The following is a 12,745-nucleotide window of genomic DNA, read 5'->3' as shown; positions in this document are numbered from 1 at the left end:
ATGTACTTCACCGGCGCCCGCCACTTCGCCCACTGAGCTGTGTCTTTTTGCGGGGGCCAAGGGGGCCCGGGGGGTTGTGGCCCCGAGGGGGGGGGGGGGGGGGGCGCGCGCGAGAGGGGGGGGCGGCGCGCCCGGCGCCTGCCCCCAACCCCCTCTCCCCATAATCTCCGTCACGGGCCGAAACCTTTCAGGGCCTCGCTGGACTCGGCGGTGCCGTTGGTTGCGTTTGTGGTGCGGGCCGAAGCGTTTCGGGGCCTCGCTGGACTCGGCGGTGCGGTTGGTGGCGTTTGTGGTGCGGGGCGAAACGTTTCGGGGCCTCATCGGATTCGGTGCCTCCGCTGGTTACGGTGGAGGTCGGTGGGGAGACCTCTTCGTGCTGTGCCGTGGGATTCCGCCCGCTGGTAGCAGCACCATTCGTCGAGGTCCGTGGAGTTCTGGTCGTCAACGGGTGTGCTGGCCGGGGGCGGACAGCAGGGTGCCGGCTCAGACCGCGCTGAGTACCCGGCGTTCACCGAGCGGCGCGTCCAACTGGATCTCCAGCGTGCCGAAAACCGCCATCATCACGCACATCTTGTCGGTGGCGTCGGCGCGGGTGCCGCTGCGGAGTTCGACGGTGACCGTGGTTTCGGTCTCGGTGACCGAGGCGTCCACGCCGTAGCACTCGGGGACGCCGGATTCGAAATGTACGGCGATCCGGTCTTCGGCGACACGGGTCCAAGAGGTGAAGGGAATGGGGTGGGCGCCGACGATGGACGGGTCGGCGGTGAACATCTGCCCGGGGTCGGCGGTTGGGTTCTCGGTCGGCGTGCTGGGCGGGTTCTCCGAGGTGGGGGTCGCCGACGGTCCGGGGGACAGGCCCGGCTCCGCACCGGTGTCGTCGCTACCTCCGCAAGCCGTGACCGACAGCGCGGTGCAGATTGTGAGAATCGTCAGGAACCTGCGCGCTGAGATCATGCGGACGACTCTAGTGGCCGGGGCCCGGCATCGCGGTCCGGTGGCCGGGGCGTCCCGACAGTCGAATGCCCGGTACCGCTGTGCGGTACCGGGCGTCCGGCGTAGGTCTGCGATCAGCGGTTGGTGAAGGGCAGCAGGGCCATTTCGCGGGCGTTCTTCACCGCCACCGCGACCTGCCGCTGCTGCTGCGGGGTCAAGCCGGTGACCCGGCGGCTGCGGATCTTGCCGCGATCGGAGATGAACGTGCGCAGCAGGTTGACGTCTTTGTAGTCGACGGTTTCGATACCCGCGGCGATGAGTGGATTCTTCTTCGGCCGGCGGGCTTGCTCGGCGCGTGCCTTCTTCGACGGGCCTCGTTTGATTGCCATATGACCGGCTCCTAACTCACGAGATCAGTGGGTCTACCAGCTCGATTTGTGCACACCGGGTAGTTCGCCCCGATGGGCCATCTCGCGTACGCGCACCCGCGAGAGGCCGAACTTCCGGAGGTAACCGCGCGGTCGCCCGTCGGCGGTGTCCCGATTGCGCAATCGTACCGGACTGGCGTTACGTGGCAGGCGGCGCAGGGCGGCCTGTGCGGCCAGGCGTTCGTCGTCCGGGGTGCTGGGTTTGCGGATGAGTTCTTTGAGCTCGGCCCGGCGTTCGGCGTACCGCGCCACGATCTCGCGGCGCTGGGTGTTGCGGGCGATCTTGGATTTCTTGGCCATTACCGTTCCTCCCGGAAGTCGACGTGTTTGCGGATCACCGGGTCGTATTTCTTCAGGATCATCCGGTCGGGGTCGTTACGGCGGTTCTTGCGGGTGACGTAGGTGTATCCGGTGCCGGCGGTGGAGCGCAGTTTGACCAGTGGCCGGAGTTCGTTCGATTTCGATGCCATCGGGTGTCTCCTCAGATCCGTTGGCCGCGGGCGCGCAGGCGCGCCACCACGGCCTCGATACCGTCGCGGTCGATCGTCTTGATCCCCTTCGCCGAGACGTTCAGGGTTATCCGGCGGTCTTCGCTGGGCAGGTAGTAGGTCTTGCGCTGGATGTTGGGATCCCAGCGGCGGTTGGTGCGCTTGTGGGAATGCGAGACGGATTTGCCGAACCCGGGTTTGCGGCCGGTGACCTGGCAGTGGGCCGACATAACGGCTCCCTTCGACGGAGAACGGTGACGACCGCCGTCGGAGCGATGATGACAATCGTTTTCGACAACGGCGAATCGACACTGTAGCGTGTGTCCGGTCCTAAATGAAAATCATTGCCGAAAGGGTCGTGGTGTCCATCTCCGCACAAGCATCCGCAGGCCACCGCGATCGCCGCACTCCGGTCGTGGTGGTCGCCGGTCTGCACGGTGACCCGGCCGCAACCGCCGGTCTCGTCGCCGGTGCCCTCGGCGCGGCCGAGGGCACCGTGGTCGTCCGGCACGATCTCACCGAACTCCGCCAAGGGGTGGTCCGTCGTACCGTGCACGCCGCCGGGAAAACCTCCGAATCGGTGCACGAACTCGCCCACGGCTGTGTGTCGTGCACGCTGAAGGCGGATCTGCTGCCGCTGCTGTGCACCTTGGCCGCGCGTGACTCGGTGCACCGCATCGTGCTCGACCTGGATCCCGCTTTCGAGGCCGAGGCGGTCTGCGCCGGGATCGCCGAGATACCGGTCGCGGGAATCGTCGGCCGGGTGGACGGACCGGCGGCCCGCGATGTGCGCGTGGCCGCGGTGGTGACCGCGATCGACGTGCGCACCTGGCCGGCCGCCGCGACGGGCGACGCGACGCTCGAGGAGCTCGGCTGGGCCTGGGCCGAGGACGACCGCACCGTCGCCCAGCTCGCTGTGGGGCAGGTCGATTTCGCCGATGCGCTCGTGGTGGCGGGCGGTGCGGAGGTGGACCCGGCGGAACACGCCCGGGTGAGCGCAGTACTGTCGCGCCTGGTCCCCTCGGCGCCGGTGCTCTGGCCGGAATCGGCTGCCGCGATCACGCCCGCCGCGATGGACGCGCTGCTGAGCCTGGTTCCGCCGGAATCGCGCCGCGGCCGGAGCTTCGACGCGCACGCCCCGCTGCTGCGTGGCCGGCCACCGCTGGGCCCGGAACACGGGGTGGAGCTGGTGGAGTTCGCCGCGCGGCGGCCCTTCCACCCGGAACGGCTGCACGGCGCCCTGGACATGCTCTTCGACGGTGTGGTGACCGCCCGCGGCCGGATCTGGCTGGCCACACAACCGGATGAAGTGGTGTGGCTGGAATCGGCCGGTGGTGGTCTCCGGATCGGTGGGGCGGGCCGGTGGCTGGCGGCCATGCCGGCCGACGAGCGCGCCACTGTCGATGCGGAACGACTGGCCATGGCCGGGATGCGCTGGGATGAGCGATTCGGCGACCGCGATATCTCGCTGGTCATCCTGGTGCACGACGCCGACCCGAACGAGATCCGGGAGGCGCTGCACTGGGCGCTGGTGGACGACGCCGAACTCTTGCAGGTCGAACGGGCCCCACAACTGGTTGCCCAGTGGCCGGACCCGTTCGGTGAATGGCATACCGACCCCTGTGCGCCGGACGAACCCAGCCCCACCGCCGCCGGTGAGGGGCGGGGAACCGAGACGGGCGAACGTGCCCGGAAGGAGAAATGATGAAACCGGGAATCCACCCCGACTACCGGCCGGTCGTCTTCGAGGACGCGAGTACCGGCACACAGTTCCTCACCCGGTCCACGGCCGGCGCGGACCGGTCGATCATCTGGTCGGATGGCAACACCTATCCGCTGCTGGTCGTCGATGTCACCGCGGATTCGCATCCCTTCTGGACCGGGGCGAACCGCCTGCTGGATACCCAGGGCCGGGTGGAGAAATTCGAGCGCAAGTACGGCAAGCGCGGCGCGCGGGCCCGGAAGGAGAGCTGAGATGGCGGTCCCGAAGCGGCGGATGTCGCGGTCGAATACGCGCAGCCGGCGGGCGAATTGGAAGGCGACGGCACCGGATCTGATTCCGGTGACCGTGGGTGGTGTCGTCCATCGGGTCCCGCGCCGGTTGGTTGCGGCGGTGCGGCGGGGAGTGATCGATCCGGCTGAGCTGAAACGCCGCTGATCTGTCATGCCCCCTAGATATGAATCCGCCTCCGCGGCAGGTCCATCCGGCGCGTTCCGACGGCGAAAAGCACGGTCCGGGCAATCGACCGGCTAGCGGTGAAATATGCTCGACCTGGTAATTTCGCTTGCTGGTCGATAGCCGACCGGTGGACTGCTGGATACCGCGATTACGGACCCGGACACCGCGAACAGCGGAAAAACTTGCCGGAGGTGCTGATTTCGGGACCTGTTCCCGTTATCCTCGTGCGTGAGGGCGGGTCTCCCAGAAATGGGAGACCCGCTCATCGCCACTTCAGGGGGTCTTGCGCACAGTTTCCGGCAGTTCTTTTCGTGCCGGTTCACATTCCGTCGTCAGGGCATGTGCCAGCTCGTCCACCTGCCGGATCAGTGCCAGCGTCAACGCGGCCGGTAGCAGGAGCAGCGACACCGGCCACGGCAGCTGTATCCGATCGGGCTCGCCCGCACCCTCCACGAGATCGGCGACGGTGGCTTCCATTTCGCTGATTTCGACCCGCAGGTCCGATACCTCCGCGCGGAGCGCCCGCACCTGGGCCCACAACTCCCGCAGCAGCGTGTCCTGCTCCCCGGCCACGAGTTCCGTTTCCACCGGCGATCAGCGAGCGGGCTCGGGCAGCGGCCGTGCGCGTTGCGCGAGCGCGGCCGCCGCGGACGGCCGCAGTTCGCGACCGGGGTCGTCGGGTCCGGTGCCATCGCCCGAGCTTCCGCCCGCGGGCCCGTCATCCGGTGTGGTGGCCGAGTTCTCGGGGTTCTTCCGGGCGGGGGTGGATTGTTCGTCGCGGCGCTCCGGCGCCACCAGAACCGCGGTGATCGGCACGGCGAGCGACAACAGCCCGATGACCAGCATCGGGAAGGCGTAACCGAACAACTCCATGCCCTGGGCCGGCTGCGCCTCGGGGTCCGGCCGGAATTCCAGGCTCGCGATACCGGTGAAGTAGAACACCGCCACACCGGCCGCGAACATCACGATCGACCCCACCCGGGCGGCCGGGAAACGGAAACGCTGGAACAGCCAGACACACAGCGACGAGGCGAGTACGGCAATCACCACCGCGATCACGTACAGCCAGACGGTGATCGATACCGAACCCTGGATAGCGGCCGAGGACAACTGCAACCACAGCATGATCCCGAAGCCGACGCCGATGGCCCCGGCCGCGTTCCCCATCCGCTTCACATCGAATTCGCGACCCGCCAGCAGCAATCCGGCGAATACCGCGGCGATGGCGAAGACCAGGGAAAGCGTGAGCTCGGAGATGTCGTAGCGCAGGACCGTACCGGGAACGGAAACACCCAGCAGGGACACCGTGCTGGCCAGCCATACCCCGACCCCGCCGATCGAGACGGCGGCGGCGGCGATCCAGATGGGCCGGAACCGCACCGAACGGCGGCCGTTGACCGCGCATGCCAATCCGACGAACATGCCGACGGCGGAGACCAGTGCGGTCAGCAGAGTGAGCCAGTAGCCCATGGTGAACAGCTCGACGGTAGCGACCGTCTCCGCGGCCAGCAGGTCAACCATGCCGGGCGACTCCCTCGTACTCCTGTGCCTTCAACCGGTTGATCGCGTATTCGGTGACGGCCGCCAGCGCTTGGCGGACCTCTTTGGCATCGCGGGCATCGATATCGACGATCGGCACCCCCTCGCGGACCGACAGTGCCTCCCGAAGTTCGGCCATGGCGAACCGCGGTGCGTTCGGGAAACGGTTCACCGCGATGAGGAACGGCAGGTTGCGCGCCTCGAAGAAATCGACCGCGGCGAAACTGTCCTCCAGCCGGCGGGTATCGATCAGGACCACCGCGCCGATCGCGCCGCGGATCAGGTCGTCCCACATGAACCAGAACCGGCGCTGGCCCGGCGTACCGAACAGGTACAGCGTCAGGTTGCCGGGCAGGATGATCCGCCCGAAGTCCATGGCGACGGTGGTGGTCTGTTTATCCGGGGTATCGTCCAGATTGTCGACGCCGTCGGAGAAGCTGGTGACCATCGCCTCGGTGCGCAGCGGCACGATCTCCGATACTGCGCCGACGAATGTGGTCTTCCCCGCGCCGAAGCCGCCCGCGACCACGATCTTGGTCGACGCGACGCGGGTATCGGATCCCGCCGCGGCACCACCCTCGGTCTTGCTATAGGGCTCGGAGTCCACGCAATGTCCTCTCCATCAGCGACCGGCGCTCGTCGTAGCTCGCCTGCTCGGTCAAAGTCGAATGCACTCGCAGGTTGCCGTCCACAACGAGATCACCGATGACGACGCGGACCATACCGAGCGGGCGATCGAGATGGGCGGCGATTTCGGCGACCGACAGCTGGTGGGTACCGAGCCGAAGGATTTCGGCCCGGATATCACCGGACGGCCAATCGAATTGTGCATGATAGGAGATGGTTTCGATAACCGCCTCCATCGGCAGATCGACCGCCGGTTGGGTGCGGCCCGAGGTCAGGGCATACGGCCGGACCCGTCCGGCCCGCCGCGGGGTACTCGGGGCCGGCGCCGGGCGGAACCGGTAGGCACCGGTATTGAACTGCGCGGATGCGGGATCGCTCTGCTGGGCTCCCGGCCCGAAATTATGGGCACCGGGCCCGTACTCGGGCCCGCCGGTATTGAAATTGGGGGATGCTTGGCCGAATTGGGACATGGTGCTCAGACGGTTGATCGGGCGGTCGCGCTGACCACCGAGCCGACGCGGTCCACAAGTAGTGCCATTTCGTAGCCGATCCGGCCGATATCGTGCTGTTTATTGGCCAGCACGGCGATATGGGATCCGTTGCCGACACTCATCACCAGCAGGTAGCCGCGCTGCATCTCGACGATCGACTGCATCACCTTGCCGCCGTCGAACAACTGGGCGGCACCGGTGGACAGGCTGGCCAGACCGGCGGTGACCGCGGCCAGCTGTTCGGCCCGGTCGGCCGGCAGATGTGGGCTGACCGCCTGCAGCAGCCCGTCCGCGGAGACCAGGACGGCGTGGGAGACACCCGGAACGTCCCGGGTGAATCTGGCGACCAGCCAGTTCAGGTTCTCATCGGTGTCCGTGCTGCCGTTCGAGGTGGTCATGCAAGCCCTCCGTCATTGTGCTGTGCGTCGGCCCGCCCACTGCGGACGCCGCTCAGATGTCTGGTCAGATTGCTCCGGATCTCCTCCGGATTCCGCGGGGCCTCGTCTTCGACGGGGGCGAGCCCGCCGGGCACGAGCTGCGCGCCCGGCCGGCGGATCGGGAGCCCGTTGGCGGTGGTGGAATCCGAACTGGGGCGGGCCGCGTCCTCGGCGGCCAGCCAGCCGGCATCGGCCGGCGACGTCCAGTCCTGGCGCGGCTCGTCCTGTGTGGATGCCGGTTCCACCAGCCACTCCGACACCATGCGCTGGTAGATCGGGGTGGGTGTGGCGGCGCCGACGGGCTGTAGCCGGGTGGATGTGGCCGGGCCGGTGGATGCTTCGTCGAGGCGTTGTTCGGCGCGGCCGAACGGATCCTCGCGTTCCATACCCGGGCGGCGGATCGGTAACCCGGAGCGGGAGGTGATCGATACCGGAGCGTCCTGCGCCGGTTCCGGGCCGGTGTATGCGGATTCGACCGGCGCCGGGAACGATTGGGTCTGATGGGTTTCCGACCACAACCCGGTCGGTGTGTCGTCGGGTTCGGGCTCCTCGACAGGGTCGAACGCCGAGAATGTATCCCGCGTGCCGTTCGCGCCGGGCCGGCCGCTGCCCGCACCTGTCATCGGCGGGAAATCCGCGGCCGGTCGCCGCTGGGGCAATCCGGAGGCGGTCGTGCCGAAACCCGAGGCGCTGGTTGCGGCCCCCGAGGCGGTGGGCACCGGAGCCAGCGGCGGCGCCGGGTCCGGCCGCGACGGCCAGGACTCGTTCTGCGGCAGGCTGGGTACCGGCATCAGCTGTCGCGGCTGGGGCTGTGCCGGCAGCGCGGGGGAGGAGTGCAGCTGCGGCGGTTGCGGTGGCAGCTGAGGTGCGGAGCCGAGGGAGAAATCCGCGGTGAGGGTGGTGGAGTTGTCCGGGCCGGTGTCGGGCGAGACCAGCAGGCCCGGTAGATGCAGGCTGGCGGTGATCCCCGGCTGCTGGGCCATGGTCGACGTACGGCGCAGGCCGACCGTGATCTGATGGCGTTTGGCCAGCCGGCCGACCACGAACAGACCCATCCGGCGCGCGGTCTCGACATTGATCTCACCGCCGGAGGCCAGCCGGGCGTTGGCCGCATGCAGGTCCTCGGTGGCCATTCCCAGACCGCGGTCGGTGATCTCGATCAGGTATCCGCCGTCCACCGCGCGCGAAACCGTCACGGCCACCGGAGTATTGGGGGGCGAGTAGCGCAGCGCGTTATCGATGACCTCCGCGAGCAGATGTTCGATATCGACGGCGGGCTCACCGGCCACGACCCCGTCGGGGACGTGACCGATCTCGACCCGCTGATAATCCTCGACCTGAGATACCGCACTCCACAGCATATCCGAGAGCGGGACGGGCTCGAGCTGACCGCGGCGCAACGCGGTGCCGGCCAGCACGAGCAGGTTGTCGCCGTTACGCCGCATCCGGGTGGCGAGATGGTCGAGCCGGAACAGGTTCTGCAGCCGTCCGGGATTGTCCTCGTCGTGTTCCAGTTCCTCGATGATCCCGAGCTGCTGTTCGACCAGCGATTGGCTGCGCCGGGACAGGGTTTCGAACATATTCCCGATCTGGACCCGGAGACGGGCCTGGTCGGCGGCGAGGTTGAGCGCCTGCTGGTGCATTTCGTCGACCGCGCGGGCCAGCTGGCCGATCTCCTCGGTGCCTTGGACGCCGACCGGTTCGATCTCCGGGGTCTCGGCGCCGCCGCGCACCTGTTCGAGTTCCTCGGGCAGCCGGACATGGGCCACCTCGAGGGCGTCTCGGCGCAACCGGCGCACCGGGATGACCAGGGTCCGGGCCACGGCCAGCGCCAGGGTCAGGCCACCGAGCAGCGCCCCGATCAGCAGCGCGGTTTCGCGTAGCGCGATGTTCTGGGCGGAGATGGTGGCGTGGTGCAGCGCGCCGATGATGGTCGCGGACAGCTGTTCGGCCGTGGCGTCGTAGCCCTGCAGACTGGCGTCCAGTGAATCGCGCGCGGCCGGATCGTTCAGTGCGCCCTGGGTGCCCTGGCTGAAGATGGCCAGCCGGGTCTGGACCGCGTCCAGCAGCGGCCGGATACCGCCGGCCGTATCCGGCAGGAACTGGCCGTACTGCTGGATCATGGTCAGTTCCGCGCCACCGGAGGTGAGGACGCGGGCACGCAGCGCGGGATTGTCCACGGCGCTGGGCGAACTGATCACCAGGCGCTGGGCGGTGAGCGAGCGCCGCGCCGCCTGGACGGCGCTCAGCTGCAAGAAGTAGCGCTGGACGGAAAGGTTGTCGACGGTGGGCGATTGCGCCAGCGCATTACCGACCCGTACCGAGATCTCGTCGGCCTGGTCGCCGAGCATGGCAGGCGAGCCGTTGCCGATACCGCTGCGCATGGTGGAGCCGAGGGTCAGCGCCGAGGACAGTTCGCGGGAGACCGCCGGTGAGATGGCATTGCTGTCCACCGCGCGTTCGAGGACCTGGTGGGCCGAATCGAACCGGGACAGCGCCGCCGTGGTCCGGGACTCGGTATCGGAACCCCGCGCGGTGGCCGTCACCGCCAGGTTTTCGGCCGCGGCGTTGTAATCGACGATCGGCTGGATGACGCGGGATTGTTCGGTCGCGGCTTCGAGCTGCTCCAGGGTGCGCAGCTCGTTGTTGATCCGTAGCACCGCGAACAGGGTGGCCAGGACAACCGGCAACACCAGGACGATGCCGACCTTGCGGGTGACCGACCAGTTGGACAGGCTGAATTGCCACGGTCGCGGGGTTTCCATCCGCCTCTGTCGCCTCCGCATCACGATCGACCTCAATTTGGTGCGTGGCCGTTTCAGTTATGGTTGAATGTCACACCGAACCGACCAGAGGTCTAGTTTTTCCCGCTCGGAACATACCGTGCATGTTAGCCCTGGGCAATCGGGACGTTCAGCCCGTTATACCGCGAATAAAGCGGATGACGAACGGGTTTCGTCGCATATCACAGATCGGTAATGACCGGTTCGGCAATCGGATGTATTCCCAGGTCGGCGCCGCGGCGCGCGAGCCGGCCGGGGCCTCTCAGTAGCCTCTCAGTCGCTGCGGTCAAACTGGTGCAATGCGCATTCTGGTGGTCGACGACGATCGTGCGGTGCGGGAATCGCTGCGCCGTTCACTGACCTTCAACGGCTACACGGTCGATCTGGCGGTGGACGGTATCGACGCCTTGGAGAAGGCGACCGCCGAGCGGCCCGACGCCCTGGTGCTCGACGTCATGATGCCCAGACTGGACGGCCTGGAAGTATGCCGCCGGTTACGCAGTACCGGCGACGACCTGCCGATACTGGTACTCACCGCCCGCGATTCGGTATCCGAACGGGTCGCCGGCCTGGACGCCGGCGCCGACGACTATCTGCCCAAACCGTTCGCGCTCGAAGAGCTGCTCGCCCGGCTGCGGGCACTGCTGCGCCGCCGTGCGCCCGATCCCGGGGAGATCTCGGAAACCATGCGGTTCGCCGATCTCTCCCTGGACCCGGTCACGCGGGAGGTCGCGCGCGCAGACCGGTCCATATCGCTGACCCGCACCGAATTCTCACTGCTGGAAATGCTGATGGCCAATCCGCGCCGGGTACTGACCCGGGGCCGGATCCTCGAGGAGGTATGGGGTTACGACTTCCCGACCTCCGGTAACGCGCTGGAGGTCTATATCGGCTATCTGCGCCGGAAAACCGAGGCCGACGGGGAACCCCGGCTCATCCACACCGTGCGCGGCGTCGGCTACGTGCTGCGCGAAACGCCTCCGTAAGCCCGCGATATGGCACGTACCCCCCGCTCGGCGGCCAAGAAACATACGGTGGCGACGCTCGGCCGGCCCTGGCCGGACGAGCCCCCGCCCATGCGCCCGCCGACCCCGCTGACCCGCACCGTCTCACTGCGGTGGCGCGTCACGTTGCTGGCGGCATCGCTGGTGGCGATCTTCGTGGCGATCACCTCGATCGCGGCCTACGCCATGGTCGCCCGGGCGCTCTACGGTCAGGTCGACGCTCAGCTGCATGCCCGTGCCGCCACCATGATCAGCGGCGATATCGACGATATGGCGTTCCAGTCGCTCGGCCTCGCCACACTGTTCTCCAACGATATCGGGGTCGCGCTGATCTACCCGGTGCCACCGTCGGAGGTGGAGAAACCGGCGAGCATCCCCGTGTACCTGCCGCCGCAGCCCACCACACCGCCCATCGGCACCGAAGAAGTCGCGGTGGCGCAGGGCAAACGGGAATCCTCGCTGCGCACCTACAACAGCCAGCGGGTGCTGGCCGAGCGGATGGACTCCGGCGTCACCCTGGTCATCTCGCAGCGGCTCGAACCCACCCGCGAGGTACTGGACCGGCTGGCCTGGCTGCTCTTCGCCGTCGGCGCCTGCGGGGTCGTGCTCGCGGCCGGTGCCGGCACCACCGTCGGCCGCACCGGGTTGCGCCCGATCGCGCGCCTCACCGCCGCGACCGAGCGAATCGCGCGCACCGATGACCTGACCCCCATCCCGGTCACCGGCGACGACGAACTCGCCCGGCTGACCGAGAGTTTCAACACCATGCTGCGGGCGCTCGCCGAATCCCGGGACCGCCAGCGCCGGCTGGTCGCCGACGCCGGTCACGAACTGCGGACCCCGTTGACCTCGTTGCGCACCAATACAGAATTGCTGATCGCCTCGAGTCGTCCCGATGCCCCGGCGATACCCGAGGAAGATATGGCCGAACTGCGTTCGGATGTGGTGGCGCAGATCGAGGAACTGTCGAACCTGGTGGGCGATCTGGTGGACCTGGCCCGCGAGGACGCACCGGAAACGGTGTACGAGCGGGTCGATCTCGGTGAGGTCACCGAACGCGCCCTGGAACGGGTCCGCCGCCGCGGTGCCGTGGCCTTCGACGCCGAACTTCGGCCCTGGTTCGTCTACGGCCACGAAGCCGCCCTGGAACGGGCGATTCTCAATGTGCTCGACAATGCGGCGAAATGGAGCCCACCCGGTGAACTGGTCCGGGTGCGGATGACCGAAACAGGACGCGGACTGCTGGAACTATCGGTCGCCGACGCGGGCCCGGGGATTCCCCCCGCCGAACGCGAACTGGTCTTCGAGCGCTTCTACCGGACAACGGCGTCTCGGTCCATGCCCGGTTCGGGACTGGGCCTGGCAATCGTGAAACAGGTCGTCACCAAACACGGCGGTACGATTGCCATCGACACCTCCGATCGCGGCGGTGCGCTGATCCAAATCGTATTACCCGGCCAGAGCCAGTAATCTGCGCCCCTTCGACCGTTCCGAACCGCTGGCCCACCGGACGCCCCCCGGACCCCAACCGCAACCGCAACCAACGGCAGCGCCCAGCCCAGCGAGCCCCGGAAAAGACCGCCGCAACCAACGGCGGCGCCGAGCTCAGCGAGCCCCCGGAACAACCCAACGCAACCAACGGCGCCGCCGAGTCTTACGAGGCCCTGAAAGGTTTTGGCCCGTCCCTGCTGTCAGTGCTCGAGGCTCGCGGCGGCGCCCCAATTGCAGCAGCACAGACAGCAAGGACGGGCCCAAAACATTAAGGGCCGCGTAATACAAGGCCGGGCCCGTGGTTTTGTTGGGGTGTTACGGGGGCTCGCAGAGCAAGGCCCCGCC

16 protein-coding genes are annotated in these 12,745 nt (G+C 67.8%); 5 read left to right on the top strand and 11 right to left on the bottom strand.

Annotated elements, in window-relative coordinates:
* Window positions 1-483 precede the first annotated feature (483 nt).
* From QH196_RS00650 to rpmB, 5 genes are all read right to left on the bottom strand, one after another.
* Entirely contained in the window at window positions 484-954 is a 471-nt protein-coding gene (locus QH196_RS00650) for a hypothetical protein (protein WP_280413785.1), read from the bottom strand.
* 113 nt (window positions 955-1,067) lie between these two features.
* Entirely contained in the window at window positions 1,068-1,322 is a 255-nt protein-coding gene (rpsR, locus tag QH196_RS00645; protein WP_062973672.1) for a 30S ribosomal protein S18, read from the bottom strand.
* A 33-nt stretch (window positions 1,323-1,355) separates the two neighbouring features.
* Window positions 1,356-1,661 carry a 30S ribosomal protein S14 gene (gene rpsN / locus QH196_RS00640; protein ID WP_280413784.1) on the bottom strand — a complete coding sequence of 102 codons (306 nt, stop codon included), beginning with the start codon at window positions 1,659-1,661 and terminating at the stop codon, window positions 1,356-1,358.
* Window positions 1,661-1,831, bottom strand: a complete 171-nt coding sequence (gene rpmG / locus QH196_RS00635) for a 50S ribosomal protein L33 (RefSeq protein WP_033243517.1) — start codon at window positions 1,829-1,831, stop codon at window positions 1,661-1,663. Before rpmG ends, rpsN begins: the two co-directional genes overlap by 1 nt.
* A gap of 11 nt (window positions 1,832-1,842) precedes the next feature.
* Entirely contained in the window at window positions 1,843-2,079 is a 237-nt protein-coding gene (gene rpmB / locus QH196_RS00630; protein WP_280413783.1) for a 50S ribosomal protein L28, read from the bottom strand.
* Between the two features lie 104 nt (window positions 2,080-2,183).
* Here rpmB and mrf point away from each other — a divergent pair, with 104 nt between their 5' ends.
* The 3 genes from mrf to rpmF are packed head-to-tail and all read left to right on the top strand — an operon-like array spanning window position 2,184 to window position 4,007.
* On the top strand, window positions 2,184-3,554 hold the full coding sequence (gene mrf, locus QH196_RS00625; protein ID WP_280413782.1) for a ribosome hibernation factor-recruiting GTPase MRF: 1,371 nt from the start codon (window positions 2,184-2,186) through the stop codon (window positions 3,552-3,554).
* A complete protein-coding gene (locus tag QH196_RS00620; protein WP_280413787.1) occupies window positions 3,554-3,823 on the top strand; it encodes a type B 50S ribosomal protein L31 in 270 nt (89 codons plus the stop codon). The genes mrf and QH196_RS00620 overlap by 1 nt, the downstream gene beginning before the upstream one ends.
* Before the next feature lies 1 nt (window position 3,824).
* On the top strand, window positions 3,825-4,007 hold the full coding sequence (gene rpmF / locus QH196_RS00615) for a 50S ribosomal protein L32 (RefSeq protein ID WP_280413781.1): 183 nt from the start codon (window positions 3,825-3,827) through the stop codon (window positions 4,005-4,007).
* A gap of 294 nt (window positions 4,008-4,301) precedes the next feature.
* On the opposite strand, the gene QH196_RS00610 is transcribed toward rpmF, so the two are convergent.
* From QH196_RS00610 to QH196_RS00585, 6 genes are all read right to left on the bottom strand, one after another.
* Window positions 4,302-4,616 carry a hypothetical protein gene (locus QH196_RS00610; RefSeq protein WP_280413780.1) on the bottom strand — a complete coding sequence of 105 codons (315 nt, stop codon included), beginning with the start codon at window positions 4,614-4,616 and terminating at the stop codon, window positions 4,302-4,304.
* A 6-nt stretch (window positions 4,617-4,622) separates the two neighbouring features.
* Window positions 4,623-5,549: an MHYT domain-containing protein gene (locus QH196_RS00605; RefSeq protein ID WP_280413779.1), complete on the bottom strand. Its 927-nt coding sequence runs from the start codon at window positions 5,547-5,549 to the stop codon at window positions 4,623-4,625.
* Entirely contained in the window at window positions 5,542-6,174 is a 633-nt protein-coding gene (locus QH196_RS00600) for a GTP-binding protein (protein WP_280413778.1), read from the bottom strand. Before QH196_RS00600 ends, QH196_RS00605 begins: the two co-directional genes overlap by 8 nt.
* A complete protein-coding gene (locus QH196_RS00595; RefSeq protein WP_051157956.1) occupies window positions 6,155-6,469 on the bottom strand; it encodes a DUF742 domain-containing protein in 315 nt (104 codons plus the stop codon). The genes QH196_RS00600 and QH196_RS00595 overlap by 20 nt, the downstream gene beginning before the upstream one ends.
* A 200-nt stretch (window positions 6,470-6,669) precedes the next feature.
* Window positions 6,670-7,083 carry a roadblock/LC7 domain-containing protein gene (locus QH196_RS00590; RefSeq protein ID WP_033243512.1) on the bottom strand — a complete coding sequence of 138 codons (414 nt, stop codon included), beginning with the start codon at window positions 7,081-7,083 and terminating at the stop codon, window positions 6,670-6,672.
* On the bottom strand, window positions 7,080-9,887 hold the full coding sequence (locus tag QH196_RS00585; protein ID WP_280413777.1) for a sensor histidine kinase: 2,808 nt from the start codon (window positions 9,885-9,887) through the stop codon (window positions 7,080-7,082). The genes QH196_RS00590 and QH196_RS00585 overlap by 4 nt, the downstream gene beginning before the upstream one ends.
* A 317-nt stretch (window positions 9,888-10,204) precedes the next feature.
* Here QH196_RS00585 and QH196_RS00580 point away from each other — a divergent pair, with 317 nt between their 5' ends.
* Both QH196_RS00580 and QH196_RS00575 read left to right on the top strand, forming a co-directional pair.
* Complete coding sequence (locus tag QH196_RS00580) at window positions 10,205-10,891, top strand: response regulator transcription factor (protein WP_280413776.1); 687 nt, start codon at window positions 10,205-10,207, stop codon at window positions 10,889-10,891.
* 9 nt (window positions 10,892-10,900) lie between these two features.
* Window positions 10,901-12,379: an ATP-binding protein gene (locus tag QH196_RS00575; RefSeq protein ID WP_432279403.1), complete on the top strand. Its 1,479-nt coding sequence runs from the start codon at window positions 10,901-10,903 to the stop codon at window positions 12,377-12,379.
* Window positions 12,380-12,745: the final 366 nt, after the last annotated feature.

The organism is Nocardia carnea, from assembly GCF_029868325.1.
Classification (GTDB): domain Bacteria; phylum Actinomycetota; class Actinomycetes; order Mycobacteriales; family Mycobacteriaceae; genus Nocardia; species Nocardia carnea_C.
This window is presented reverse-complemented; position numbering and strand designations above follow the sequence as displayed.